Below are 24132 nucleotides of genomic sequence, written 5' to 3'. Positions count from 1 at the left end.
GCCCCGAGAGCGGCCCGGACGCCCCGGTGCGGCTCTCGGCGCGGCTCCGGCGCAGGCCCGGACAGGCGCCCGGACGGGCGCGCCGACGGACGTGTTGACGGAGCGCCGACAGGCGGCCCGACGAGACCCGACAACCTGACGACTTGGACGCATGATGCATCGGTACCGGTCCCACACCTGCGGCGAGCTCCGTGCCGCGGACATCGACACGGATGTCCGCCTCTCCGGCTGGCTGCACAATCGGCGGAACCTGGGCGGCATCCTCTTCATCGATCTGCGGGACCACTACGGGATCGTCCAGCTCGTCGTCCGCCCGGACACCGCCCCCTACGAGGCGCTGAGCTCGATCTCCAAGGAGTCCGTCGTCCGGGTCGACGGCCGGGTCGTCGCCCGCGGCGAGGAGAACGTCAACCCCGAGCTGCCCACCGGCGAGATCGAGGTCGAGGTCTCCGGCGTCGAGGTGCTGGGCGGTGCCGACCCGCTGCCGTTCACCATCAACACCGAGGACGGCGTCAACGAGGAGCGGCGCCTGGAGTACCGCTTCCTCGACCTGCGCAAGGAGCGCATGCACCGCAACATCATGCTGCGCTCGGCCGTGATCGCCGCCATCCGGCAGAAGATGACCGCGCTCGGCTTCAACGAGATGGCCACCCCGATCCTGTCGGCCACCTCCCCCGAGGGCGCCCGCGACTTCCTGGTGCCCTCCCGGCTGCACGCGGGGAAGTTCTACGCCCTGCCGCAGGCCCCGCAGCAGTTCAAGCAGCTGCTGATGATCGCCGGCTTCGACCGCTACTTCCAGATCGCGCCCTGCTTCCGCGACGAGGACGCCCGCGCCGACCGCTCGCCGGGCGAGTTCTACCAGCTCGACGTCGAGATGAGCTTCGTCGAGCAGGAGGACGTCTTCGGCGTCATCGAGAAGGTGATGACCGAGCTGTTCGAGGAGTTCGGCGGCGGCCGCCACGTCACCTCGCCCTTCCCGCGGATCCCGTTCCGCGAGGCGATGCTCAAGTACGGCAGCGACAAGCCGGACCTGCGCGTCCCGCTGGAACTGGTCGACGTCTCCGACGTGTTCGCCGGCTCCGGCTTCAAGGCGTTCGCCGGCAAGCACGTCCGCGCCCTGGCCGTGCCCGGCACCGGCGACCAGCCGCGCAAGTTCTTCGACCAGATGGGCGAGTTCGCCGCCCTGCAGGGCGCCAAGGGCCTGGCCTGGATCCGCGTCGGCGACGAGGGCGCCCTCACCGGCCCGATCGCCAAGTTCCTCACCGAGAAGGACACCGCCGCGCTGCTGGAGCGGCTGGACGCCGGGCCCGGCACCGCCGTCTTCTTCGGCGCGGGCGAGTTCGACGAGGTCTCCAGGATCATGGGCGCGGTCCGCGTCGAGGCCGGCCGCCGCACCGGCCACTTCGAGGAGAACGTCTTCCGCTTCTGCTGGATCGTCGACTTCCCGATGTTCGAGAAGAACGAGGACACCGGCGCGATCGAGTTCTCCCACAACCCGTTCTCCATGCCGCAGGGCGGCCTGGAGGCGCTGGAGACCAAGGACCCGCTGGACGTCCTGGCCTGGCAGTACGACATCGTCTGCAACGGTGTCGAGCTGTCCTCCGGCGCGATCCGGAACCACGAGCCGGACATCATGTACAAGGCCTTCGAGATCGCCGGCTACAGCCGCGAGGAGGTCGAGCAGGAGTTCGGCGGCATGCTCCGCGCCTTCCGCTTCGGCGCCCCGCCGCACGGCGGCATCGCCCCGGGCGTGGACCGCATCGTGATGCTGCTGGCCGACGAGCCCAACATCCGCGAGACCATCGCCTTCCCGCTCAACGGCAACGCCCAGGACCTGCTCATGGGCGCCCCCAGCGAGGTCGGCGAGGCCCGGCTGAAGGAGCTGCACCTGTCGGTGCGCAAGCCCCCGCAGGCCACGTAGCCGCAAGCACCGGGGGCGGGGGCCGGCGGCCGGTCCCCGCCCCCGGCGCGTTCCGCGCCGGGGGCGCTCACAGGAAGCGGCGGATGGGCAGGACGGACATCTCCCGGAGCCGCTGCGCCGGCGAGCGCCGCCGCCAGCGCACGCCCGTGATGCGGACGCTGTCGCGCACGTCGGCGTCGAAGTCGCGGTCGAGCTGCGCGGTGAAGTCCTCGTCCACCACGACGAGCATCACCTCCTCGTCGTGGTCCATGGAGCGCCGGTTGAGGTTGGTGGAGCCCACCAGGGAGGCCACCCCGTCCACCGTGACGATCTTGGCGTGCATCATCGTCGGCTGGTAGTGCCAGATCCGCACCCCGGACGCCAGCAGCTCCTCGTAGTGGCTCTGCCCGGCCAGCTGGCACACCCGCTGGTCGGTGTACGGGCCGGGCAGCAGGAGCTCCACCTCCACCCCGCGCCGCGCGGTGGCGCAGATCAGCTCGATGAAGTACGGGTCCGGGGCGAAGTAGGCGGTGGCCAGCCGCACCCGTTCCTGCGCCGTCTCCAGCACCACCCGCAGCAGCGTCTGCATGTCCTGCCAGCCGAAGCTGGCCGAGCCGCGCACCACCTGCACCACCGCGTCGCCCTGCGGCTCGTGCTCGACGAAGCGGTCCCGCTCGTCGAAGAGCACGGTGGAGCACTCGGCCCAGTTCTGCGCGAACGCGGCGGCGATCCCGTCCACGGCCGGACCGCGCACCTGGACGTGGGTGTCGCGCCACTCCTTCTCGTCGCGGGCGTCGCCGCACCACTCCTCGGCGATGCCCACGCCCCCGGTGTAGGCGACCGTCTCGTCCACCACCAGCACCTTGCGGTGGCAGCGGTGGTTCTGCTTCAGCGGGGAGAGCCACAGCGGCTTGCGGAACCAGGCGACCTGCACCCCGGCCTCGTCCATCAGCCCCAGCAGGTCCTTCTCGATGAGCCGGCTGCCGAAGCCGTCCAGCAGCAGCCGCACCCGGACGCCCTCGCGGGCCCGGTCCGCCAGCGCGTGCGCGAACTCGCGGGCGATCTCGCCGCGCCAGTACACGAACGTCATCATGTCGACGGTGTGCTCGGCGGACCGGATGCTCTCCAGCATCGCGGGGAAGATCTCGTCGCCGTTGCGGAGCCGGACCAGGGCGTTGCCCTCGGTGGCGGCGATGCCGATCAGCCGCTCCAGGCGCCGTCTCAACCGCCGCTTGCGTTCCTCGGCGGACTTCCCGGACAGGGCCGGGGCCGAAGCCTCCGTGCCGGTCGCCGCGGCCGCGCCGCCCTCCGGTGCGCCCACCGCCACGCTCGCCCTGCCGCGTATCCGCTCGTCTGTGCCGTCCATCGTCGCCCTTCCCACCGGGTCCCCCTCCGTCCGGACCCCGCCGGAAATCGAAAACCTTCCCGAACCGTATGCCCGGTCCGGCGCGGTTCAGCGCGGACGGACCGGCGGTCCCGCGGGGGCGGCGAGGGATGGGCGGCGCCACCCGGGGCAGACGACGGACGCCCGAGCCGGTCGCGAATCCGACAACAGGCGACAGGAGCCGACATGGGAGGAACGACCGCCGTGACACGGAACGAGGAATCGCCATGATGGTCGCCGGCGTGATAGCCGTCTGCGTGGTCCTGGCCGTACTGGCCTTTATGGTGCCGCGCCTCTCCCGCCACCCCGAGCGCGGTACGCAGCGCTCCCTGGGACTGGGCGCCCGAGCCGGCGGCAAGGCCCCCGGGCCGCTGGGCCGCTGGCTGAGCAAGCCGTTCCACAGCAGCTCCCGCGCGGTCTCCCGCAGCGGTTCCGCGGGGCGCCGCGCCCGCCGGCGCCTGCCGTTCTGAGCCGGTCCCGACCGACCGCCGCTCCCCCGCCCCGGACCGCGCCCGGTGCGCCGCGTGCCCTGCGTAAACCCCCGTACCGAGGGGAATCGGAACGTCACCGGCCGCGTCCGCGCCGCCTGTGACGGCCCCGTCCGCACCGGGGCGGCCCGCGACCTCCGCGGGGGCCGCGCACCCGCGCGGCCCCCGCGTCCGCACGACTCCGGCAGAGAAAGGAAACCGCCATGAGCTGGTACGCCGACGCCGCGCAGGGCGGCGCGCTCGTGAACCTGGCCGCGGAGGAGGGCTTCCCGGGCGGCCTGACCATAGCCCTGGTCTTCCTCGCCATCGCGGTCGCCTGCCTGACCGCCGCCTACCTGGTCAAGCGCAGCGCCCAGCGGTGACCGCCCGGCGCGGGGCCCGCGCCGGGCCCGGTGGAAGGTCCCGGCGGCCCTCCCGCCGGCGCAAGGAGCCTCTCCTCCCGCGCGGCGGTTCCGCGTCCGTACGGGAGGAGACGGCATGTCCGGCACGGGTGCGGGGCCCGGCCCCTGCGTGGTGCTCGTCACCGGGGTGATGGCCTCCGGCGAGTCCACCGTCGCCCAGGCACTGGCCGAGCGCCTGCCCCGGGCGGCGCACGTGCGGGGCGACGTCTTCCGCCGGATGATCGTCTCGGGGCGCGAGGAGATGCTGCCCGACCCGTCCCCCGGGGCCCTGGGCCGCTCGCTGCGCGAGGACACCCCGCGCCTCGGCCTGTGGCTGGACACCTCCGACCAGACCCCCGAGGAGACGGTGGATGCGATCCTCGCCTCCCTCCCCTCCGCCCGCCTCCCCTGACCGGCCGCGGGGCGGGCCGGCCGGGGTCCTGCGGGCCGGCCCGCTCAGTCGAGGACGGCGGCGGCCTCGACCTCGACCAGGTGCTCGGGCACGTCCAGTGCCGCGACGCCCAGCAGCGTGGCCGGCGGGACCGGGGCGGCCCCCAGCTTCGCGGCCGCCCGGGCGATCCCCTCCATCAGCAGGGGCATCTTGTCGGGGGTCCAGTCGACGACGTGGACGGTCAGTTTCGCCACGTCGTCGAAGGAGCCGCCGACTCCGGCCAGGGCGGTGCCGACGTTGAGGTAGCACTGCTCGACCTGGGCGGCGAGGTCGGCCTCGCCGACCGTGACCCCGTCGGCGTCCCAGGCGACCTGCCCGGCGACGAAGACCAGCTTCGATCCGGTCGCGACCGACACCTGCCGGTAGGCGTCGATCTGGGGCAATCCGTCGGGGTTCACCAGGGTGATGGCCATGCTGCCTGCCTCCGTCGCCGTGGGCGGCCGTGGGTTCGTTTTCCCGAACCACGGCATGCCCGCTCTCTAGTGGTTACTCGGGAACCGTAGGAGAGTGGCCGCCGACGTGGAAGAACGCACTTTTCGGTGACAGGGGAACCTCGTGGTGACCAAGCAGTTCACGGGCTCGCCCGACGAAGCGGACCTGCGGCGCGCGGACTCCCTGGCGCGGGGGATCTTCTCGGACGTCGCCAACGAGTGGGCGCTGCTGATCATCGAGGCCCTGGGGGAGGGCACCCTGCGCTTCGGCGAGCTGCGGAACGAGGTCGAGGGCATCAGCCGCAAGACGCTCACCCGGAACCTGCGCATGCTGGAGCGCAACGGCCCGGTCGAGCGGACGGTGCACCCCGTCGTGCCGCCGCGGGTCGAGTACACCCTCACCGAGCCGGGGCGGGCCCTGCGGATGACGATCGACGGGCTGTGCGACCGACCCACCGGTACCTCGGTCACATCGAGACCGCCCGCCGCCGCCTCGGCGCCTGAGGGGCACCCGCCCGCGGGCCGGTCCGCACGGCTCGCTCCTCCGGGGCGGGGCGGGGCCCGCAGGCGCGCACGGGCCCGGTCCGCGGCCCCCCGCGGGGAGGCACCGCGGGCCGGGCCCGTCGGCGCCACGCCGCTCCCCGTCCCCACGGGCCCGGCGTGGCCGGGGCCGCCGTGCTTTCCGCTTCCACACCGCGGCGGCCCCGTGATCGTGCTGCTCCCGCCGTCAGGCGGTCAGGAGCGGCTCCCGGCGGTCTGCGGGGTCTTCTCCCCGTCGCCGGAGCCGGCCAGCTCGCGCTGGAGCTTCTCGCCCTCGACGTCCACGTTGGGCAGGACCCTGTCCAGCCACCGCGGCAGCCACCAGGCGGCCTTGCCCAGCAGGGCCAGGACGGCCGGGACGACCGCCATGCGGACGACGAAGGCGTCGAAGAGGACGGCGACCGCCAGGCCGAAGCCGATCATCTTGATCATCGACTCGGAGGAGCCGATGAACCCGGCGAAGACGCTGATCATGATCAGTGCGGCGGCGGTGACCACCCGGGCGCCCAGCTCGAAGCCGGTGACGATCGACTCCTGCGGGCTCTCGCCGTGGACGTGGGCCTCGCGCATGCGGGTGACCAGGAAGACCTCGTAGTCCATGGCCAGGCCGAAGACCAGGCCGACCATGAGGATCGGCATCAGGCTCATGACCGGGCCGGTCTGCTCCACGCCGAACACGTCCGCCAGCCAGCCCCACTGGAAGACCGCCACGACGGCGCCGAGCGCGGCGACGACCGACAGCAGGAAGCCGAGCGCGGCCTTGAGGGGGACGAGGATCGAGCGGAAGACGACGATCAGCAGCAGGAAGGCCAGGCCCACCACGAGGACCAGGTAGGGCGCCAGGGCGTCGTCCATCTTCTGCGAGACGTCGATGGCCATGGCGGTCTGCCCGGTGACCAGGACCTCGGCGCCGGTGGAGTCGGCTATGCCGCCGGCCTCGCCGCGGATGTCGTGGACCAGGTCCTCGGTCCCGGCGCTGCTCGGCGCGGACTTCGGGATGACGTTGATCATCGCGGTGTCGCCCGCCTCGTTGAACGTGGCGGGGGTGGCGGCGGCGACGCCGTCCAGGCCCCGGAGGGTCTGGAAGGTGGTCTGGGCGGCGGCCTTCGGGTCGTCGCTGTCCCGGGCGTCGACGGTCACGATCAGCGGGCCGTTGGCGCCGGGGCCGAAGCCCTGGGCGATCAGGTCGTAGGCCCGGCGCTGGGTGGTGCTGGTGGGCTGGGACCCGTCGTCGGGCAGGTTGAGCTGGAGGTCCTTGGCGGGGACGGCCAGCAGGCCGAGCCCGACGACGCTCACCAGCAGCACCGCGACGGGGCGGCGCAGCACGAACCGCGCCCAGCGCACGCCCGCGCCCTCCTTGGCGCCGGCGGCCGGGGCGGCACCCTCGGCCGTGCGCTGCCTGCGGGGCAGGACCTTCTTCCCGGCCATGCCCAGCAGCGCCGGTATCAGGGTCAGGGCGACCAGCACGGCCAGCACCACGGCACCGCCGGCGGCCAGGCCCATCTTGGTCAGGATCGGGATGTTGACGACCGACAGGCCGACCAGGGCGATGACGACGGTCAGACCGGCGAAGACGACCGCCGAGCCCGCGGTGCCCGTGGCGCGGCCGACGGCGTCCAGCGGCGCGCGTCCCTCGGCCAGTTCGGCGCGGTAGCGGGAGACGATGAACAGCGCGTAGTCGATGCCGACGGCCAGGCCGATCATCGTGGCCAGGATCGGGGTGGTGGTGTTGAGGTCGAGGGGGACGGTCAGGGCGGTGATGACCGCGGCGCTGATGCCGACGCCGACCAGGGCGGTGATCAGCGGCAGCCCGGCGGCGACCAGGGAGCCGAAGGTGACCAGCAGCACGATCGCGGCGATGACGACGCCGATCACCTCGGTGGCACCGGTGTGCGGGATCACCGCCAGCGCGTCGCCGCCGGTCTCCACCGTCAGCCCGGCCTCGCGGCCGCTCTCGGCGGCGTCCTTCAGCGCCTGGCGGGTCTCCTCGGTCAGTTCGAAGCCGGACGCCTCGTAGCTGACCTGGGAGTAGGCGATGGTGCCGTCGGGGCTGACCGCCTTGGCACGGAAGGGGTCGACGGCCTGCTGGACCTGCTCCCCCTTCGCCAGTTCGGCGACGACCTCGCCGACGGCCGCCCTGTTCTCGGGGTCGGTGATCTTCTCGCCGTCGGGGGCCTGGAAGACCACCCGGGCGGTGGCGCCGTCGGGGCTGCTGCCGGGGAAACGATCCTCCAGCAGCTCGAACGCCTTCTGCGCCTCGGTGCCGGGGATGGTGATGTTGCCGGAGGCGGCCGAGGAGGCGGATGCGGCGGCACCGCCCGCGACTGCCAGCACCACCACCCACAGCAGGGCGACCAGCCCGCGCCGCCGGAAGGCGAAGCGGCCGAGCCGGTACAGGAACGTGGCCATGGTGAGGGCTCCTGGATCGGAGTGGACGGGGATTCTTCGGGATGGCTCTCGGGGGGCGCGGAGCCGGGGGCGCCGGTCAGGAGATGCCGAGCGCGGGGAAGACGATCGCCCGCAGGTAGCGCTCCAGGTACTCGGCGTCCGCGTCCTTGTTCTCCACCAGCCGGCGGGCGCCCAGGGCCCCCACCAGCAGGTGCACGACGAACTCGGTGGCGGGGTTGCCGGCGTCCAGCTCCCCGCGCTCGACGGCCCTGCGCATGGTGGCGTCGAGGGTCTCCAACTCGGGCCGGATGTAGAGGTCGTACAGGGCCTGCTGGAGTTCGGGGTCCTTGGTGACGGCGTGGGCGAGGCCGCTCAGCAGGGCGTTGTCCTCGACCGCGTGCTTGGCGGCCTCCCGGGCGATCTGCCGCAGGTCCTCGGCGAGGGACCCGGTGTCGATGCAGGAGGGGGAGATCCTCGCCATGTGCCGCAGCGCGGTGGCGACCAGCTTCGGCTTGCTCTCCCACTGCCGGTACAGGGTCGCCTTGCTGGACCGGGTGCGCGCGGCCACCGCGTCCATCGTCAGCGCCTCGTAGCCCTGTTCGCGGACCAGGTCGACCACGGCCCGGAAGAGTTCCTGCTCCCGCTCCGGGGTGAGGCGGGTGCGGCGGCCGGGGGAGCCGGAGGGGGACGCGGTGGCGGCCGGCCGGTCGGTCATCCTGGTGGCTCCATCGTGAACGAAACGGTTTCGTACACATAGGAGTGTAGGCGGAGGGCGGAACGGAAGGCAAAAGGCCCGGCAGCGGCCCTTTCCCGGCCCCCGGACGTCCTCCCGACGCCGGCCGGACCGGCGCCGGGAGGGGTCGGTCAGCCCCCCGCGCCCGGGGTGGTGCTCCACCGGCCGACCTCGCGGTACCCCGAGTCGTGGACGGCCGCGGCAGCCCCCGACCCCAGCGCGTAGTGGTGGAGGTTGCCGCCCCAGTACCGCAGGATCCGGCCCAGTTCGCGGGCGGCCTCCTCGTCGCTCGCGGTGTCGTCCAGGTCGACTTCGAGAACGAACTTCACTTCGGCCTCCGTCCGTGGGGCGACCGGTGCCTCACCGGCCTCGTGCTTCAATTGTTTCATTCAACTCCTTCTTGGGTTTTTTCACCGCAGAACTCCTGATGGCTTGCCCACGGGACCGGAAAAACCTCAAATGGAGGTGAAGCCGTGCGAGCGACGGGCGGGCAGCGGGGGCGGAGGCGGGCGGTGGAGGACGGAGCGGGTGCGCGGCTGAGGGCGGCGGAGCTGGCGCGCACGGCGGGGATCTCGGCCCAGCAGGTCCGCAACTACGAGGACGAGGGCCTCCTGCCGCCCGCCGAGCGCACCCCCGGCGGCCACCGCGTCTTCACCCGCGTCCACGCCGAGGCGCTCGCCACCGCCCGCGCGCTCGCCGCCGGGTACGGCTGGCGGACGGCGCGGGCCGTCATGGGCGCCGTCCACGGCGGCGACGTGGACGGCGCCCTGGCCGCCCTCGACGCGGGCCATGCCGCGCTGCACCGCGAGAGGAGCGGGCTCGCCGCGGTGCGCGAGGCGGTCGAGTCGGTCGTGGCGCGCCGCCCCGGCCCGGCCGGCGCACCGCGGCGCGGCGGCGTGCGCATCGGCCGGGCCGCCGCGATCGTGGGCGTGCGTCCGCCGGTGCTCCGGCTGTGGGAGGAGCGCGGCCTGCTGCGCCCGGCCAGGGAGGAGGGCACGGGCTACCGCCTGTACGGCGAGGCCGAGGTGCGGGCGGCCCACGTCGTGGCGCTCCTGCGGCGCGGCGGGCACCGCCTGGACGCCATCCGCCCCGTCGTCGACGCGCTGCGCGCCACCGGCAGCCCCGAGCGCGTGCGCGACGAACTGGCCGCCCGCGAGGAGGAGGTGAACCGCCGCGGCCTCCGGTGCCTCGCGGCCTCCGCCGCCCTGTACGGCTACCTCCGGCACACCGGCCGGGCGGCCCCCGTCACCGCCCCCTGACCCGGCCGCGCCGGGCGGCGCCGCCGCCCCACGGCCGGGCCGTCATCCGTCCGGAGGGCCGCCGGCCTCGGCCTGGGCCAGGCGGCGCCGCAGGTGGGCGCGTTCGGGCTCGGTCCCGGCCAGCCGCAGCGCCTCCCGGTAGGCCCCGGCGGCTTCGGGGAAGCGGCCGAGCCGGTGCAGCAGCTCGCCCCGGGCCGCCGGGTAGGGGTGGTGGCCGCGCAGCCTCGGCTCACCGGCCAGTCCGTCCAGCAGGGCCAGGCCCGCTCCGGGACCGTCGCGCATGGCCACCGCCACGGCCCGGTTCAGCGCCACCACCGGTGACGGGTCGAGGGCGAGCAGCACGTCGTAGAGCGCGGCAATCTGCGGCCAGTCGGTGGCGGCGGCGTCCGCCGCCTCGTCGTGCAGGGCGGCGATCGCGGCCTGCACCCCGTAGGGCCCCGGCGGGCCGCCGGTCAGGGCGGTGCGCACCAGGGCGAGGCCCTCGCCGATCATCGCCCGGTCCCAGCGGCCGCGGTCCTGTCCGGTCAGCGGTACGAGTCCGCCGTCCGGTCCGGTGCGGGCGTCGCGCCGCGCGTGGACCAGCAGCATCAGCGCCAGCAGCCCGGTGGCCTCCCGCTCGGCGGGCAGCAGCCGGTGCAGGATCCGGGCCAGCCGGACCGCCTCCCCGGCCAGGGCGGCCCGTTGCAGCTCGGAGCCCGAACTGGCCGTATAGCCCTCGGTGAAGAGGGCGTAGAGCACCCGCAGCACGCCCGGCAGGCGCTCGGGCAGCTCGTCCGCGCCGGGCACCCGGAACGGGATGCGGGCCCGGCGGATCTTCCCCTTGGCCCGCACGATCCGCTGGGCCGCGGTCGCCGTCGGGACGAGGAGGGCCCGTGCGACCTCGGCGGTGGTCAGTCCGGCCAGGCAGCGCAGGGTGAGCGCCAGCCGGTCCTCGGCGGCCAGGGCCGGGTGGGCGCAGGTGAAGAAGAGCCGCAGCCGCTCGTCGGGCAGGCCGTCGCCGGGCCCGTCCGCGCCCGCGTCGGCGGGCGGTGCCGGCTCGGCCCGCTCCGCCTCCGCCCGCAGCACCGCCAGCCGGGCGGCGTAGGCCCGGTCCCGGCGCAGCCGGTCCACCGCCCGGCGCCGGGCCACCGTCAGCAGCCAGGCGCCGGGCCGGGACGGGACTCCCTGGGCCGGCCAGTGCGTCAGCGCCGCCTCGACCGCCTCGGAGGCGACCTCCTCGGCGAGGTCGAGGTCGCCGAAGCGGTGGACGAGGGCGGCGAGCAGCCGGCCGCGCTCCTCGCGGAACACCGCCTCCACGGAGGCGCCCACGGAGGTCCCCACGGTCCTCAGGCCCCGAAGGCGGCGGGGTCGGGGAAGTCGGCGACGGGCCGGACCACGATCGCCCCGCCGCCGCGCGCGCCGGGGCAGCGGGCGGCCCAGTCCAGCGCGGCGTCCAGGTCGGGCACGTCGATGACGTAGAAGCCGCCCAGGAGTTCGCGGGTCTCGGCGAACGGCCCGTCGGTGACCGTGCGCTCGCCCGCCGGGGAGACCCGGACGGTGGTGGCGGTGACCAGGTCGGCCAGCGACTCGCCGGAGACGAGGATCCCCGCGTCCCGCACCTCCTTGTCGTAGGCCGCCCAGTCCTGGACGTCGCATCCGGCGGCGCCGCCGTCGGCGTCCGCGGCACCGCTGTGGATCAGCAGCATGTACTTCATGGTCCGGCTCCCTGTGCTCGGTGTGTGCGTCCGGCGTACGGCAGGTCCTCCGTACGCCATGACGACGTACGGGACCGGGCCGGATCGACACACTGCCGGAATTCCTCCCCGGACGGCCCCCGGCGCCGTCCGGCCTCCGGGCGGACCGGGCCGTCCGGAGGCCGGGGGCGGCCCTCCGGCCCCCGGTCAGCCCCGCTTCCCGGGCGCCGCCCCCTCGGCCCGCGGCCTCCCGCCGCCCGGCCCCGCGGCCGTCCGGTCCGGGCGCGGGGCGGGACGGGCGGCGGGGACGTCCGGCAGCAGCGGCCCCGGCAGCGCGTCCTCGGCACGCCGCACCAGGGCGGCGGCGATGTCGCGGAGCTTGGTGTTGGTGTGCTGGGAGATGTTCACCAGGATCCGGAAGGCGTCCTCGGGGGCGCAGCGCCGCTCGGCCTGGACGATGCCGACGGCCTGGTCGATCACCGCCCGCGAGCGCAGCGCCTGCCGGAGCTGGTCCACCTCCGTGCGCAGCTCCTCCAGGCGCCGGGCCTCCTCGGCGGCCCGCGCCAGGTGGTGGGCGTACCCGCGCCGGACGGCCGGGGTGCGGGCGGCGGGGATGCCGGTCCGCAGGAAGGCGTGCTCGGCGCGGGCCAGCTCCCGGTGGAAGCCGGTGACGTCCTCGACGTGGTGGAGCAGGGCGGTGACCTCGCCGCCGGGGTCCAGGACGGGGCTGTTGACGGGGCTCCAGTACTTCTCCCGGAAGCCGGTCGGAGCGGCGGGGTGGGGGATGTCGTACCTCTGGACCCCCATCGTGTCCGGCGCCCTCTCCTCCAGCACGCGCCGGAACGAGGCATCCAGGTTGCGCACGCCATCCGCCCCGGGGTCGTGGGGGTTGTCGGGGAAGGCGTCGAACATGTGCCGTCCGATCAGCTCCTCCCGCTCGCGGAGCGTCACGGCGGCGTAGGCGCGGTTGACGTCCCGGATCACCAGGCGGGTGTCCAGGACGAGGAGGGGCGAGGCCGAGGCGTGGAACATGGCTTCGAAGTCCGCGGGGGTGGAGTGGGGCGGTCCCATATACCCGCTTGTGCTCCGGAACCGCCGGACGATGCCTCCCGGTCCGCGGGGCGGTGCTCCGGCGCGGCCGGGAGGCGTCGTCCGGTCACGCGCCGACGAAGGCCAGCAGTGCCTCGTTGACCTCGGCGGCGTGCGTCCACAGCAGGCCGTGCGGCGCACCCTCGACCTCCACGTACTCGGCCTCCGGGAACGCCTCGTGGAAGGGGCGCCCGGTGGAGTCGACCGGCAGGATGTTGTCCGCGGTGCCGTGCAGGATCAGCGACGGCTTGCCGGCGGCGCGGACGGCGGCCACGTCCTCGCGGAAGTCCTCGATCCAGGCGGGCACCACCGCGTACGCGGCGACGGGGGCGGAGGTGGTCGCGGTGTTCCAGTTGGCGGTGACGACCTCCTGGCTGATCCGGCTGCCGAGGTTCTCGTCCAGGTTGTAGAAGTCCTTGAAGAACTGGGTGTACCAGGCGTAGCGGTCCTTCCGGGCGGCCTCGACGATGCCGTCGAACACCGACTGCGGGACCCCGGCGGGGTTGTCGTCGGTCCGCAGCAGGAACGGCTCCAGCGACGCCAGGAACGCCAGCTTGGCGATCCGCTCGTGGCCGTAGGTCTTCACGTAGCGGGCCAGTTCGCCGGTGCCCATGGAGAACCCGACGAGGACGACGTCGCGCAGGTCCAGCGCCTCCAGGAGGGCGTTCAGGTCGGCGGCGAAGGTGTCGTAGTCGTAGCCGCCGCCGGTCTTGGCGGACCGGCCGAAGCCGCGGCGGTCGTAGGTGATGACGCGGTGGCCGGCGGCGAGCAGCTCGCGGGTCTGCAGCTCCCAGCTGTGCCCGTCCAGGGGGTAGCCGTGGATGAGGACGACCGGCTGCCCGGCTCCCTGGTCCTCGTAGTACAGCTCGATGGTGGTGCTGTTCTCGGTGCCGACGGTGATGTAGCCCATGGGAGCACTCCCTCCGATGCGGAGAACGGTCGTTCTCCTGCTCTGTGGACTACAGTAGAGAACGATGGTTCTCCGCGCAAGGAGGTTGTGGTGATCGACGCAGAGACGGCACGCGAACGGGTGGTGGCCGCCGCCGACCGGCTGTTCTACGCCCGGGGGGTCCAGGCCGTGGGCATGGACGCCGTCCGCGACGGGTCCGGCGTCTCGCTCAAGCGCATCTACGCGCTGTTCCCCTCCAAGGAGGATCTGGTCGTCGCCGTGCTGCGGCACCGGACGGAGCGGTGGAACGCCGGCATCGCCGGCGCCGTCGAGGGCGCCGGGACGCCGCGCGAGCGGCTGCTGGCCGTCTTCGACTTCCTGGCCGACTGGTTCCGCGAGGACGACTTCCGCGGCTGCGCCTTCATCAACGTCTTCGGTGAGCTGGGCAGCGGCAGCGCCCGGGTCGCCGAGGCCGTCCGCGAGCAGAAGGCGTCCTTCGGGCGCCAGGTCGCCGACCTCGTCCGCGCCGCCGGGGGCCCCGACCACCTGGCCCCCCAGCTCGTCCTCCTCGCCGAGGGCGCCCAGACCACGGCCGCCATAGCGCACGACCCCGGCGCCGCCACGCACGCCCGCGCCGCCGCCGACACCCTCATCCGGTGCGCGCTGGGGGAGGCGGAGGGGACGGCCGCGGCCTGAGGCCCGTCCCGGCCCGCCCCGCGCGGCGGGCCGGGGACCACCGGGCGGACGTCACCGCCCGAGCCGGGGCGGCGCGGCCCGCGCCGCGGATCAGGACCGGTCGGCCGCGGTGAGCTTCGCGAGGTCGGGGGCGTAGACGGTCATCCAGTGCGGACGCAGCCGGTAGTAGACCACGTCGTTGTCCCAGTCGAAGGCGTCCTCGCCGTAGAAGTCCTTGAAGTACGCGAGCAGGTCGGGCCAGTCCGCGGCCGGCTCGCCGCCTCGGGGGTTGAGGGTCTCCACCGTGCCGTGCGTGAACACGCCCAGGTCCTCACCGCGCAGGTGCGCGACGCTGGCGGCGGGCCGCGCGGCGAGGTGGCGGGCCTTGGCGGCACCGCGTGCCGTGCCGAAGTGCCACTTCCCGTGCAGGAAGTGCCCGTCCGCACCGCTGATCCGCGGTTCGCCCTTCGCCGTCACGGTGGACACGGCGAGGGTGCACATGCCGGTGAGGACCTGGGTGAGCTGCTCCGCGGTCAGGGTGCTCCGGGTGGTGATGATCGAGCGGAGGTGCGGGGTGGAGCGGGAGAGCGAGGCGTCCAGGAGGTCCTGGAGCGCTGCGAGTTCTTCCGGTGTTTCGCGCATGGGTGTCCTTGTCCGTCCGTGGGAAACCGGTCGGCGCCCGCAGTCGGCGCCGGCCGGGGCACCATGCTCGGTCTGAAACCCGACACCTTGTGTCCTGTTTCCTCGTCCGCCTGCGGACGTCACCGGATTGCCGCGACGCGCGGGACCGGCCTCAGCGATCGACGAGGTGGTCGAACTCGCCGGCCTTGACGCCCTTGAGGAAGGCGTCGAGCTTCGCGGGCGTGGTGACGACGACTTCATCGGGTCTGTCGCTCTCGCGTATGAGGACGCGATCGCCGTCCCGGGCGACCTCGACGCAGTTGTTTCCGCCGTTCCCGCCGCAGAAAGAAGACTTCTGCCACTCGCTTTTCGGCACGCTCAGTCCTTTCAGAGTTCTCGGATGACGTTCCTGACGAAGTCTCGCGAGCTCCTGATCCCCAGGGAGCGTTTCTCCATCTTGGAGAACATGTTTCGGTACACCTCCAGGTGCTCCTCCGTGTCGAGGAAGACGGGCCCGAGCATCGAGTCCAGATGCACCGTGTCGAGTTGGGGAACCGGGCCACCCGCGTACAGCACGGCTTGCCCCGCACCGGCGAACCCGTCCGCTTCGAAGGGCACCACCCGCAGGGTGAAGTTGGTGCGGTCGGTCAGCTCAAGGAGGTGTTCAAGCTGTGCGCGGGTCACATCCCGGCCGCCGAACCTCATGCGCAGCGCGGCTTCGTGAACCAGGGCCTTGTACTCGAAAGAACTGTCCCGATCGAGGATCTTCACGCGCTGGACACGGTGCTCGACTCGGGCTTCGGTCTCCCTCTTGGACATTCGGTGAGGGGCGCCGAACTTGAAGACCGCATGCGCGTACGCCTCTGTCTGCGCGATGCCCGGGACATGCGCGATCTGGTACGTGTGCAGGTACGTGGAGTGGTGTTCCAGTTCTGCGACATCGAGGAATCCAGGGTGGAGGACGCCCCGGTACTCCTCCCACCACCCCTTGGTGCGATCCGCGGCCATGGCGACGAGTGCGTCCACGTACGCCTGGTCCCGGCACTTGTAGGCGCTCGCGAGGGTGCGCACCCGGTCCGCGCTGACCCCGAAGCGGGCGGTCTCGACCTGGCTGATCTTCGTGTGGTCGATGCCGAGGAGCGCGGCGGCCTCGCGCGCGTTGTACCCGGCCGCCTCTCTCATCTTCCGCAGCTCCGTGCCAAGTCGCCGCTGGCGGGCGGTCGTCACTGTCCTCGGTGGCATGGCGACAGTCTGCCCTCTTCCGGGTGACACGGTCCATGAGGATCCACATGGATCCTTCTGAATCGGTAGTCATGTTTATCCCTACTGCCCTATGGTCTCCGGTAGCGCAGCGTGAACACCGGTGAACCCGCAGTGCAGTTGCCCTCCCCTGCCCGCAGACCGAAGCGACGCGGGAGTGGGTGACCGAGCCACGGTGGTGGGCGCGCGTGCCCGGTACCCCGTAGACGAACCGCGCAGGAGGCACGGATGAACGTGACCACGTCGAACAGCCCCACCACCCGCTACCGGCTGACCGCTCCCGCCATACCGACCACCCCCAGAGTGGCCCGCGAGGCGGTCGCGGCCTGGCTGTGGGCCGCCGGGCACCACGGACTGCTGGACACCGCCCGCACGCTGGTCAGCGATGTGGTGACGAACGTGGTCGTGCACACCGGCGTGCCGCACCTGTCGGTGGAGGCCGCCGTCACGCGCCTGGGCGTGACCGTCTCCGTCTGGGACGGCGACCAGCGCGGCGTCCCGCGCCCGCGCCGCGCGGGTGCGGACGACACCTGCGGACGCGGGTTGTACCTGGTCGAGTCCCTCAGTCACGCCTGGGGCGTGAGCTGGACGGGCGGGGCGGAGCCGGCCGGGAAACGGGTCTGGTTCGAGCTGCGCGCCGCGCGCGAGGGGACGTGAGCGCCGTGGACTTCACCGCCGTGTGCCTGGGCGGACTGATCACGGCCGTCAGCGCGGCCCTGATCGGCTTCGTCCTCGCCTCCGCCCGCGCCGCCTCCGCGCCCGGCGGCGTGTGGTGCGAGGCCACCGTCGTGGAGGAGGGCACCCGCCGGGAGTGGCTGATCGGCGGGTACCGGACCCGCAGCCCCCGCCGCGCCCTGCGCTGGATACGCGCCCAGGCCCCGCGCCTGGCCGACCGCATCGACCCACCGCCCCACACCCGTTGGGCGCCCTCCGGGCTGCTCCGCCCGTACGGCGGCACCGGACCGGACGCCGCCGCGCTCCTGCGCCGCTGGCCGCTGGACGGGATCGCGCACCGCGACGCCCTGCGGGCCCTGGAGGACGGCGGCCTCTACGTCCTCACCGCCCCCGACGGCGACGGTCTGCGCTACCGGATCTCCGCCCGGTCGCTGGGCGGAGCGGCGGGGCGCAGCATGGCCGGAAAACCGGCTTACGGCCGCCACGGGACGGAGAAACTCCCCACGGGGACGTTCCGTCGAGCGGGGGCCGGCGACCGGGCGGGCGCGAGGGGCGCCATCCCCCCGAGGAGAAGGGGGAGTCATGAACGCGACAATTCTGGACGAGAACGCCGGGAGCGGTCTGGCCCTGGACAGACCGGAGGACAGGCTCCCGCTGGACCGGGGCACGGCCCCGGACCTGCCGGACCTGACCGGCCACCGGGGCCCGGCGCCGCTCGCCTTCCGGTTCCTCACCGTCGTCTCCGGCTCGGGCGGAGTGCTGCCGGAGGACATCACGTATGACGAGGAGACGCAGACCGGCGTCTACCAGGGGCTCCCGCCGGGGGTGTTCATGACCAAGAACCCGCCGAAGACCTACGGGCCGACGCAGCCCACCGGCGAGCTGGACGCGCCGGACGACCCGGGCCCGAGCGACGACTGACGGCCGGCGGACCGTGGCGGACGACCGATGAGGGGCGACCGATGACGGATCACCGATGACCGCGGCCGGAACGGTCCTCGTCCTGGCGGGCAGCTTCGACCCCACCGCCGACCTGGTGGTCGAGGAGCTGAACCGGCGCTCCGTGCCCGTCTTCCGCACCGACCTGGCGGGCTTCCCGCTGCGGCTGGCGCTCGCCGCGAGGTTCGAGGGGACGGAGTGGGGCGGCACGCTCCGCACGGAGCGCCGGACGCTGGAGCTGCGGTCCGTGCGGAGCGTCTACTACCGCAGGCCCACCCGTCCCCGCTTCCCCGGCGGCATGTCACCGCACGCGCGCAGGGTGGCGGAGCGGGAGGCCCGGCGCGGCTTCGGCGGGCTGCTGGCGGCGCTGCCGGTCCGGTGGCTCCCGCCGCCGGGCCGGGCCGCCGACGCCGAGTACAAGCCGCTGCAACTGCGCGTCGCGGCCGAGTCCGGACTGACCGTGCCGCGCACGCTGATCACCAACGATCCGGACGCGGCGCGGGAGTTCGGCGACGCGGTCGGCGGTCCGCTGGTGTTCAAGCCGTTCGCGCCCGTGCGCGGGACGGTCGGCGGGGAGTCGGTGGCGGCGTACACCAGCATCGTCGGCGCCGAGGACCTGTCGCATCCGGACGTGGCCACCACGGCGCACCTGTTCCAGGAGTGGGTGCCCAAGGCGTACGAGGTGCGGCTGACGGCCGTCGGCGGGCGGATCTTCGCCACCGAGATCCACACGGACTCGGCGGCCGGGCACGTGGACTGGCGCAGCGACTACGCCGGCCACAGATACCGGGTGTGCGACCCGCCGGCGTCCGTCGCCGCCGGAGTACGCCGGACGATGGACGTCCTGGGGCTGCCCTACGGCGCGTTCGACTTCGTCGTCACGCCCGACGGGGAATGGTGCTTCCTGGAGGTGAACCCGAGCGGGCAGTTCGGGTTCGTGGAGCAGGCGACCGGCCTGCCGATCACGGCCGCCGTCGCCGACTGGCTGGAAGGGAAAGGGATGTGAACTCGGACGGGGGCGAGGACGACGGATACCTCATCGAGGCGAGGGTCGAGCTGGTGCGGCGGATGGACGAGGGCGGGGTGGTCCTCTCCTCCCGGCTCGCCGAGGCGTTCCTGAACGTGCCGCGCCATCCGTTCGTGCCGGTGTTCTACCGCAGGGACGGGGAGCGCTTCGTGCCCTGGCGCCGGCCGGACGGGGACCCCCGGGAGTGGGCGGCCCGGGTGTACGCGGACGACTCCCTGATCACCGAGGTGGACGGGGTGCACGCGGAGGACGCCGGGACGGAGGCCGTCACCGGCGTCCCCACCTCCTCCTCGACCGCCCCGAGCCTGATGGCCGACATGCTCGACGCCCTGGACGTCGAACCGGGCGCACGGGTGCTGGAGATCGGAACGGGGACGGGGTACAACGCGGCGCTGCTGTGCCGGCTCGCCGGGGCGGAGAACGTGGTGACCGTGGACGTCTCCGCGCGTCTGACCGCCGCGGCCGAGGAGCGGTTGGGCGCCCTGGGGCTGTCGCCGGTGGTGCGGACGGCCGACGGGGCGGCGGGCGCGCCCGGACACGCGCCGTTCGACCGCGTCATCGCCACCTGCTCGGTGCGGCGCGTCCCCGACTCCTGGCTTGACCAGTGCATGACGGGCGGCCTGCTGGTCGTCCCCCTCAAGGGGACACTGGCCGGCGGGATGCTGGTCCGGCTGACGAAGCTCCCGGACGGAACCGCCGCCGGGCACGTGCTCCACACCCCGGCGGCCTTCATGCCGCTGCTGTCCGGCCCCCGTCCGGCGGCGGCGCCCTCCGGCCCGCCGGACGGGCGGCGCCGCGACTCGCCGCTGTCCGGCGGCGCGCTGGACGACTGGACGTTCTCCTTCTTCGCCCAGCTCCACCTGGGTCCGGCCGTCGAACGCGGCTACCACCGCACCGACGACGGCCGGCACGTCACCACGCTGCACGACCCCGGGGACGGCTCCCGCGCGCGGGTGACCGACCACGGCCGGCGGCCCGGCGCGGCGGTCGTCACCTCCGGGCCACGGGACCTGTGGGCACCGGTCGAGCGCGCCCACGAGCGGTGGCGGGCCCTGAACCGGCCCCGCCGCGAGTGGTTCACCGTCCGCGTCACGCCGCGGGCGCAGACCCTCGCGTACGCCGAGCCCGGCGGCCGGACGCACACCTGGGAGCTGTGAGGGGAGCGGCGGCACCGGGGACCGGCTGCCGCCGCCCGCACGCCCCGGCCCCCGGCCGTCCCGTCGGAGCGGGACGAGCGGGGGCCGGGCGGGCGGAGGCGCGGGGTGGAGCGCGTCAGGCGTTCTTCGGCTCCTCCAGGCGCGGGAAGAGCACCGCGCCCTTGGTCACCGTGGTGCCCGCCGGGAGCTGCCCCCAGCGGCCGGCGTCCTGGACGCGCTGGTCGGCCAGGGCGCCCAGGGCGGGCTCCGCACCCAGCGACTCCCACAGCAGGCCGGAGGTGCGCGGCATCACCGGGTTGAGCAGCACCGCGCAGGCGCGCAGCGCCTCGGCGGCGGTGTAGAGGATCGTGGCCAGCCGCTCCTGGGCCTCGGGCGAGGTGTCCTTGGCGACCTTCCACGGCTCCTGCTCGGTGAGGTAGCCGTTGACCAGCTTGATGAAGTCGAAGACGGCCGCGATGCCGCCCGCGAAGTCCAGCTCCTCGCCGATGCGCCGGTCGGCCTCGGCCACGGCCCTCGCCAGACCGTCCCTGATCGGCTGCTCGGCGTCGCCCTCCGCCTTCGACTCCGGCAGCAGGCCGTCGAAGTACTTGTTCACCATGGCGGCCACGCGCGAGGCGAGGTTGCCGTAGTCGTTGGCCAGCTCGCTGGTGTAGCGGGCGGAGAAGTCCTCCCAGGAGAAGGAGCCGTCCTGGCCGAACTGGATGCCGCGCAGGAAGTACCAGCGGTAGGCGTCCACGCCGAAGTGCGAGGTGAGGTCCTGCGGCTTGATGCCGGTCAGGTTGGACTTGCTCATCTTCTCGCCGCCGACCATCAGCCAGCCGTGCGCGGCGACCTTCCCCGGCAGCGGCAGGCCCTGGGCCATCAGCATCGCGGGCCAGATCACCGCGTGGAAGCGGAGGATGTCCTTGCCCACCAGGTGGACGTCCGCCGGGAAGGTCTGCTCGAACTTCGCCTGGTCGGCGCCGTAGCCGACGGCGGTGGCGTAGTTGAGGAGGGCGTCGACCCACACGTAGATGACGTGCTTGTCGTCCCAGGGGATCTTCACGCCCCAGTCGAAGCTGGAGCGGGAGATCGACAGGTCCTCCAGGCCCTGGCGGACGAAGTTCACGACCTCGTTGCGCGCCGACTCGGGCTGGATGAAGTCCGGGTTCCTCTCGTAGTGCTCCAGCAGCCTCGGCCCGTACTCGGAGAGCTTGAAGAAGTAGTTCTCCTCCTTCAGGATCTCCACGGGCTTCTTGTGGACGGGGCACAGCTTCTGCCCGGCGTACTCGCCCTCGCCGTCCAGCAGGTCGCCGGCGGACTTGTACTCCTCGCAGCCCACGCAGTACGGGCCCTCGTACCCGCCCTGGTAGATCTCGCCCTTGTCGTACAGGTCCTGGACGAACTCCTGGACGCGGGCGGTGTGCCGCTCCTGCGTGGTGCGGATGAAGTCGTCGTTGGCGATTTCCAGGTGCTCCCAGAGGGGCTTCCACGCCTCCTCCACGAGCCGGTCGCACCACTCCTGGGGGGAGACCCCGTTGGCTTCGGCGGTGCGCATGATCTTCTGACCGTGCTCGTCCGTGCCGGTGAGGTACCACACCTTCTCGCCGCGCTGGCGGTGCCAGCGCGTGAGCACGTCGCCTGCGACGGTCGTGTAGGCGTGGCCCAGGTGCGGAGCGTCGTTGACGTAGTAGATGGGGGTCGTGACGTAGAACGCCTTGGACCCCTGCTGCTCTTTTCCAGTGGCCGCCATGGGGAAATCCTAACGGTCCGGGACCGCCCGGCCCGTCCGGACGACGCCCGCGGGAGGCCCCGGACGCAGCGCCCGGCGCGTCCCTCCCGCGGCGCCCGGCGCGTCCTTCCCGAGGAGCTCCGCCGGGGCGACCGAGCGCGCCCGCGCCCCTCCGCACGGTGAGGATGGTTGAGGTCTTCAACCATCCCCACGGGTCGGGTTAAACCTGTGTTCACCGCATGGTCGCCCCCCGTCACACCCACGCGCATACCGTCCTCACCTGCACGAACACGGGACATCCGGAGGGGACCATGCGCAAACTGCTGCCGCTGATCGGTTCGCACCCTGGCGGTAGAGCCGCCCTGACCTGCCGCTACCGCTGCGGCGACGCCTGCTTCCATGAGGTGCCCAACACCAGCGGCAACGAGTACGCCGGCGACGTCATCGCCGGTGCCCTCTCCCGGCGTTCGATGCTGCGCGCCGGCGCGGTCGTCGGTGCCGCCGCCGCGGTCGGGGCGGCCGGGCTCGGCCAGGCGCCCGGAGCCGGGGCCGCCCCCGCCGCCGCCGCGGCGGGGAAGGGCTGGGAGAAGAGCAGGCCCCTCGACGGCGCCCGCGGCCTGCGCTTCGCGCCCGTCGCCCCGAACACCGCCGACAAGGTCACCGTGCCCGCCGGCTACGAGCAGAACATCGTCATCCGCTGGGGCGACCCGATCCTGCGCGGCGCCCCCGCCTTCGACCCGGAGAAGCAGAGCGCCAAGGCGCAGGCCGGGCAGTTCGGCTACAACAACGACTTCCTCGTCCTGCTGCCGCTGAAGGGCGAGCGCGGCCGCCAGGTGCTCTTCGCCAACCACGAGTACACCGACGAGCAGCTGATGTTCCCCGGGTACGACCCGGCCAACCCCACCCGCGAGCAGGTCGAGATCGCCTGGGCCGCGCACGGGCTGTCCGTCGTCGTGGTCGAGGAGGACCGCCGCACCGGGAAGCTCACGGCCGTCCCCCGCCACCACCTCAACCGGCGCTTCACCGCGACCACCGAGTTCCGCCTCACCGGTCCGGCCGCCGGCAGCGACCTGCTGAAGACCTCCGCCGACCCCACCGGCACCAGGGTGCTGGGCACCCTCAACAACTGCGCGGGCGGCTCCACCCCCTGGGGCACGGCCCTGTCCGCCGAGGAGAACTTCAACCAGTACTTCGCGAACGCCGCCTCCGTCACCGACGCCGACACCAGGGCGAAGCTCGCCCGCTACGGCATGACCGGCGGCGCCACGGAGCGCAAGTGGGAGCGGTTCGACGAGCGCTTCGACCTGGCCAAGGAGCCCAACGAGGCGAACCGTTTCGGCTGGATCGTCGAGGTCGACCCGTACGACCCCGACTCCGTGCCGCGCAAGCGCACCGCGCTCGGCCGCTTCAAGCACGAGGCCGCCCAGCCGCGCCTGACCGCCGACGGCCGCCCGGTCGTCTACATGGGCGACGACGAGCGCTTCGACTACCTGTACAAGTTCGTCTCGTCGAAGGCGATGATGAAGGGCGACAGCCGGCGCGCCCGCGAGCACAACCTCACGCTGCTGGACGAGGGCACCCTCTACGTCGCCAAGCTGACCGGCGACAGCCCGGCCGCCCAGATCGACGGCAGCGGGAAGCTCCCGAACGACGGCGAGTTCGACGGATCCGGCGTGTGGATCCCGCTGGCCACCGGCGACACCTCGCACGTGCCCGGCATGACCGCCGAGGAGGTCTACGTCCACACCCGGATCGCCGCCGACAAGGTGGGCGCCACCAAGATGGACCGCCCCGAGGACGTCGAGCCCAGCCCGCGCACCGGCCGCGTCTACGTCGCGCTGACCAACAACACCCAGCGCGGCGCGGCCGGCAAGGCCGGCGCCGACGAGGCCAACCCGCGCAACGGCAACAAGCACGGCCACGTGCTGGAGCTGGCCGAGCACTGGGACGACCCGGCGGCCGACGGCTTCGCCTGGCGGCTGTTCCTCGTCTGCGGCGACCCGGAGGACCCCGCCACCTACTTCGGCGGCTTCCCCAAGGACCAGGTCAGCCCCATCTCCTGCCCCGACAACCTCACCTTCGACGACTACGGCAACCTGTGGATCTCCACCGACGGCAACGCGCTGGGCACGCACGACGGCCTCTTCGGCGTCGCCACGGCGGGCGAGCGGCGCGGTGAGGTGCGGCAGTTCCTGACGGTGCCCACCGGCGCCGAGACCTGCGGCCCGCTCGTGCAGGACCGCCGCGTCCTCGTCGCCGTCCAGCACCCGGGCGAGGTGGACGGCGCCAGCTACGAGAAGCCGGCCTCCGCCTGGCCCGACGGACAGGGCAAGGCCGTCCGCCCGTCGGTCGTGGCGGTCTGGCGCCGGGACGGACGCAACATCGGCGTCTGACACCCCCGCCGCCCGGCGGAGCCGCCCGTGAGCGTGCACCCCGCCCGTCCGGACCGGACGGGCGGGGTG

At 73.4% G+C, this 24132-nt stretch carries 24 protein-coding genes and 1 pseudogene; 12 read left to right on the top strand and 13 right to left on the bottom strand.

What is annotated here, in order from left to right; translation table 11 throughout:
• The first annotated feature begins 154 nt into the window (after window positions 1–154).
• On the top strand, window positions 155–1921 hold the full coding sequence (gene aspS, locus ACFSJS_RS04345; protein WP_380897574.1) for an aspartate--tRNA ligase: 1767 nt from the start codon (window positions 155–157) through the stop codon (window positions 1919–1921).
• A 67-nt stretch (window positions 1922–1988) separates the two neighbouring features.
• Here the strand turns inward: aspS and ACFSJS_RS04340 are convergent, their stop codons facing one another.
• Entirely contained in the window at window positions 1989–3266 is a 1278-nt protein-coding gene (locus ACFSJS_RS04340) for a phospholipase D-like domain-containing protein (protein ID WP_380896910.1), read from the bottom strand.
• A 245-nt stretch (window positions 3267–3511) separates the two neighbouring features.
• Between ACFSJS_RS04340 and ACFSJS_RS04335 the strand changes: the two genes are divergently transcribed.
• The 3 genes from ACFSJS_RS04335 to ACFSJS_RS04325 all read left to right on the top strand — a co-directional run bounded on the left by ACFSJS_RS04335 (window position 3512) and on the right by ACFSJS_RS04325 (window position 4564).
• Complete coding sequence (locus tag ACFSJS_RS04335; protein WP_380896907.1) at window positions 3512–3754, top strand: DUF6411 family protein; 243 nt, start codon at window positions 3512–3514, stop codon at window positions 3752–3754.
• A 221-nt stretch (window positions 3755–3975) separates the two neighbouring features.
• Window positions 3976–4134, top strand: a complete 159-nt coding sequence (locus tag ACFSJS_RS04330; RefSeq protein WP_380896905.1) for a hypothetical protein — start codon at window positions 3976–3978, stop codon at window positions 4132–4134.
• Between the two features lie 115 nt (window positions 4135–4249).
• Window positions 4250–4564, top strand: coding sequence for a hypothetical protein (locus ACFSJS_RS04325; protein WP_380896902.1), 315 nt, complete (start codon window positions 4250–4252; stop codon window positions 4562–4564).
• A gap of 44 nt (window positions 4565–4608) precedes the next feature.
• Here the strand turns inward: ACFSJS_RS04325 and ACFSJS_RS04320 are convergent, their stop codons facing one another.
• Entirely contained in the window at window positions 4609–5016 is a 408-nt protein-coding gene (locus ACFSJS_RS04320) for a RidA family protein (protein ID WP_380896900.1), read from the bottom strand.
• A 142-nt stretch (window positions 5017–5158) separates the two neighbouring features.
• Between ACFSJS_RS04320 and ACFSJS_RS04315 the strand changes: the two are divergent.
• A pseudogene (locus ACFSJS_RS04315) lies at window positions 5159–5538 on the top strand (winged helix-turn-helix transcriptional regulator).
• Between the two features lie 231 nt (window positions 5539–5769).
• Here ACFSJS_RS04315 and ACFSJS_RS04310 read toward each other — a convergent pair.
• The 3 genes from ACFSJS_RS04310 to ACFSJS_RS04300 all read right to left on the bottom strand — a co-directional run bounded on the left by ACFSJS_RS04310 (window position 5770) and on the right by ACFSJS_RS04300 (window position 9024).
• Window positions 5770–7983 (bottom strand): MMPL family transporter, encoded by a 2214-nt coding sequence (locus ACFSJS_RS04310; protein ID WP_380896898.1) that lies wholly within the window; start codon window positions 7981–7983, stop codon window positions 5770–5772.
• A 76-nt stretch (window positions 7984–8059) separates the two neighbouring features.
• Window positions 8060–8677, bottom strand: coding sequence for a TetR/AcrR family transcriptional regulator (locus ACFSJS_RS04305; protein WP_380896896.1), 618 nt, complete (start codon window positions 8675–8677; stop codon window positions 8060–8062).
• A 149-nt stretch (window positions 8678–8826) separates the two neighbouring features.
• Entirely contained in the window at window positions 8827–9024 is a 198-nt protein-coding gene (locus tag ACFSJS_RS04300; RefSeq protein ID WP_380897572.1) for a hypothetical protein, read from the bottom strand.
• Window positions 9025–9168: 144 nt separating this feature from the next.
• On the opposite strand from ACFSJS_RS04300, the gene ACFSJS_RS04295 reads away from it, so the two are divergent.
• Window positions 9169–9954 (top strand): MerR family transcriptional regulator, encoded by a 786-nt coding sequence (locus ACFSJS_RS04295; protein ID WP_380896893.1) that lies wholly within the window; start codon window positions 9169–9171, stop codon window positions 9952–9954.
• Window positions 9955–9996: 42 nt separating this feature from the next.
• On the opposite strand, the gene ACFSJS_RS04290 is transcribed toward ACFSJS_RS04295, so the two are convergent.
• The 4 genes from ACFSJS_RS04290 to ACFSJS_RS04275 form a co-directional block, all read right to left on the bottom strand.
• Window positions 9997–11274, bottom strand: a complete 1278-nt coding sequence (locus ACFSJS_RS04290) for an RNA polymerase sigma factor (RefSeq protein ID WP_380896890.1) — start codon at window positions 11272–11274, stop codon at window positions 9997–9999.
• Window positions 11275–11279: 5 nt separating this feature from the next.
• A complete protein-coding gene (locus ACFSJS_RS04285) occupies window positions 11280–11648 on the bottom strand; it encodes a YciI family protein (protein WP_380896888.1) in 369 nt (122 codons plus the stop codon).
• A gap of 186 nt (window positions 11649–11834) precedes the next feature.
• A complete protein-coding gene (locus ACFSJS_RS04280) occupies window positions 11835–12698 on the bottom strand; it encodes an ANTAR domain-containing protein (protein ID WP_380896886.1) in 864 nt (287 codons plus the stop codon).
• Between the two features lie 85 nt (window positions 12699–12783).
• The gene (locus ACFSJS_RS04275; RefSeq protein ID WP_380896884.1) at window positions 12784–13626 is read right to left on the bottom strand and encodes an alpha/beta fold hydrolase; all 843 of its coding nucleotides are present in this window, start codon (window positions 13624–13626) and stop codon (window positions 12784–12786) included.
• Between the two features lie 90 nt (window positions 13627–13716).
• Between ACFSJS_RS04275 and ACFSJS_RS04270 the strand changes: the two genes are divergently transcribed.
• Window positions 13717–14301: a TetR/AcrR family transcriptional regulator gene (locus ACFSJS_RS04270; RefSeq protein WP_380896881.1), complete on the top strand. Its 585-nt coding sequence runs from the start codon at window positions 13717–13719 to the stop codon at window positions 14299–14301.
• A 90-nt stretch (window positions 14302–14391) separates the two neighbouring features.
• Here ACFSJS_RS04270 and ACFSJS_RS04265 read toward each other — a convergent pair whose 3' ends face one another.
• The 3 genes from ACFSJS_RS04265 to ACFSJS_RS04255 all read right to left on the bottom strand — a co-directional run bounded on the left by ACFSJS_RS04265 (window position 14392) and on the right by ACFSJS_RS04255 (window position 16143).
• On the bottom strand, window positions 14392–14922 hold the full coding sequence (locus ACFSJS_RS04265) for a pyridoxamine 5'-phosphate oxidase family protein (protein ID WP_380896878.1): 531 nt from the start codon (window positions 14920–14922) through the stop codon (window positions 14392–14394).
• Between the two features lie 151 nt (window positions 14923–15073).
• Window positions 15074–15277 carry a DUF397 domain-containing protein gene (locus tag ACFSJS_RS04260; RefSeq protein WP_380896875.1) on the bottom strand — a complete coding sequence of 68 codons (204 nt, stop codon included), beginning with the start codon at window positions 15275–15277 and terminating at the stop codon, window positions 15074–15076.
• A gap of 11 nt (window positions 15278–15288) precedes the next feature.
• A complete protein-coding gene (locus ACFSJS_RS04255; RefSeq protein WP_380896872.1) occupies window positions 15289–16143 on the bottom strand; it encodes a helix-turn-helix domain-containing protein in 855 nt (284 codons plus the stop codon).
• 246 nt (window positions 16144–16389) lie between these two features.
• Here ACFSJS_RS04255 and ACFSJS_RS04250 point away from each other — a divergent pair, with 246 nt between their 5' ends.
• The 4 genes from ACFSJS_RS04250 to ACFSJS_RS04235 all read left to right on the top strand — a co-directional run bounded on the left by ACFSJS_RS04250 (window position 16390) and on the right by ACFSJS_RS04235 (window position 19959).
• Entirely contained in the window at window positions 16390–16818 is a 429-nt protein-coding gene (locus ACFSJS_RS04250; RefSeq protein ID WP_380896870.1) for an ATP-binding protein, read from the top strand.
• Window positions 16819–17418: 600 nt separating this feature from the next.
• Entirely contained in the window at window positions 17419–17757 is a 339-nt protein-coding gene (locus ACFSJS_RS04245) for a hypothetical protein (RefSeq protein ID WP_380896867.1), read from the top strand.
• A 55-nt stretch (window positions 17758–17812) separates the two neighbouring features.
• Window positions 17813–18781: an ATP-grasp ribosomal peptide maturase gene (tgmB, locus tag ACFSJS_RS04240; protein WP_380896865.1), complete on the top strand. Its 969-nt coding sequence runs from the start codon at window positions 17813–17815 to the stop codon at window positions 18779–18781.
• Window positions 18778–19959 (top strand): methyltransferase domain-containing protein, encoded by a 1182-nt coding sequence (locus ACFSJS_RS04235; RefSeq protein ID WP_380896863.1) that lies wholly within the window; start codon window positions 18778–18780, stop codon window positions 19957–19959. The genes tgmB and ACFSJS_RS04235 overlap by 4 nt, the downstream gene beginning before the upstream one ends.
• 115 nt (window positions 19960–20074) lie before the next feature.
• Here the strand turns inward: ACFSJS_RS04235 and metG are convergent, their stop codons facing one another.
• Window positions 20075–21691 (bottom strand): methionine--tRNA ligase, encoded by a 1617-nt coding sequence (metG, locus tag ACFSJS_RS04230; protein ID WP_380896861.1) that lies wholly within the window; start codon window positions 21689–21691, stop codon window positions 20075–20077.
• Between the two features lie 290 nt (window positions 21692–21981).
• Here metG and ACFSJS_RS04225 point away from each other — a divergent pair, with 290 nt between their 5' ends.
• Entirely contained in the window at window positions 21982–24063 is a 2082-nt protein-coding gene (locus ACFSJS_RS04225; protein ID WP_380896859.1) for a PhoX family protein, read from the top strand.
• The last annotated feature ends 69 nt before the right edge of the window (window positions 24064–24132 follow it).

The sequence above is a fragment of the Streptomyces desertarenae genome (genome assembly GCF_042681365.1).
Classification (GTDB): Bacteria; Actinomycetota; Actinomycetes; order Streptomycetales; family Streptomycetaceae; genus Streptomyces; species Streptomyces desertarenae.
The sequence above is the reverse complement of the archived record's forward strand: the minus strand, read 5'-3'. Positions and strand labels throughout refer to the sequence as shown.

Excerpts from the sequence above, each read along its gene's own strand:
- aspS (WP_380897574.1), top strand. The coding sequence starts at position 155 with ATGCATCGGTACCGGTCCCACACCTGCGGCGAGCTCCGTGCCGCGGAC.
- ACFSJS_RS04340 (WP_380896910.1), bottom strand. The coding sequence starts at position 3,266 with ATGGACGGCACAGACGAGCGGATACGCGGCAGGGCGAGCGTGGCGGTG.
- ACFSJS_RS04335 (WP_380896907.1), top strand. The coding sequence starts at position 3,512 with ATGATGGTCGCCGGCGTGATAGCCGTCTGCGTGGTCCTGGCCGTACTG.
- ACFSJS_RS04330 (WP_380896905.1), top strand. The coding sequence starts at position 3,976 with ATGAGCTGGTACGCCGACGCCGCGCAGGGCGGCGCGCTCGTGAACCTG.
- ACFSJS_RS04325 (WP_380896902.1), top strand. The coding sequence starts at position 4,250 with ATGTCCGGCACGGGTGCGGGGCCCGGCCCCTGCGTGGTGCTCGTCACC.
- ACFSJS_RS04320 (WP_380896900.1), bottom strand. The coding sequence starts at position 5,016 with ATGGCCATCACCCTGGTGAACCCCGACGGATTGCCCCAGATCGACGCC.
- ACFSJS_RS04310 (WP_380896898.1), bottom strand. The coding sequence starts at position 7,983 with ATGGCCACGTTCCTGTACCGGCTCGGCCGCTTCGCCTTCCGGCGGCGC.
- ACFSJS_RS04305 (WP_380896896.1), bottom strand. The coding sequence starts at position 8,677 with ATGACCGACCGGCCGGCCGCCACCGCGTCCCCCTCCGGCTCCCCCGGC.
- ACFSJS_RS04285 (WP_380896888.1), bottom strand. The coding sequence starts at position 11,648 with ATGAAGTACATGCTGCTGATCCACAGCGGTGCCGCGGACGCCGACGGC.
- ACFSJS_RS04280 (WP_380896886.1), bottom strand. The coding sequence starts at position 12,698 with ATGGGACCGCCCCACTCCACCCCCGCGGACTTCGAAGCCATGTTCCAC.
- ACFSJS_RS04275 (WP_380896884.1), bottom strand. The coding sequence starts at position 13,626 with ATGGGCTACATCACCGTCGGCACCGAGAACAGCACCACCATCGAGCTG.
- ACFSJS_RS04265 (WP_380896878.1), bottom strand. The coding sequence starts at position 14,922 with ATGCGCGAAACACCGGAAGAACTCGCAGCGCTCCAGGACCTCCTGGAC.
- ACFSJS_RS04255 (WP_380896872.1), bottom strand. The coding sequence starts at position 16,143 with ATGCCACCGAGGACAGTGACGACCGCCCGCCAGCGGCGACTTGGCACG.
- ACFSJS_RS04250 (WP_380896870.1), top strand. The coding sequence starts at position 16,390 with ATGAACGTGACCACGTCGAACAGCCCCACCACCCGCTACCGGCTGACC.
- ACFSJS_RS04245 (WP_380896867.1), top strand. The coding sequence starts at position 17,419 with ATGAACGCGACAATTCTGGACGAGAACGCCGGGAGCGGTCTGGCCCTG.
- tgmB (WP_380896865.1), top strand. The coding sequence starts at position 17,813 with ATGACCGCGGCCGGAACGGTCCTCGTCCTGGCGGGCAGCTTCGACCCC.
- metG (WP_380896861.1), bottom strand. The coding sequence starts at position 21,691 with ATGGCGGCCACTGGAAAAGAGCAGCAGGGGTCCAAGGCGTTCTACGTC.
- ACFSJS_RS04225 (WP_380896859.1), top strand. The coding sequence starts at position 21,982 with ATGCGCAAACTGCTGCCGCTGATCGGTTCGCACCCTGGCGGTAGAGCC.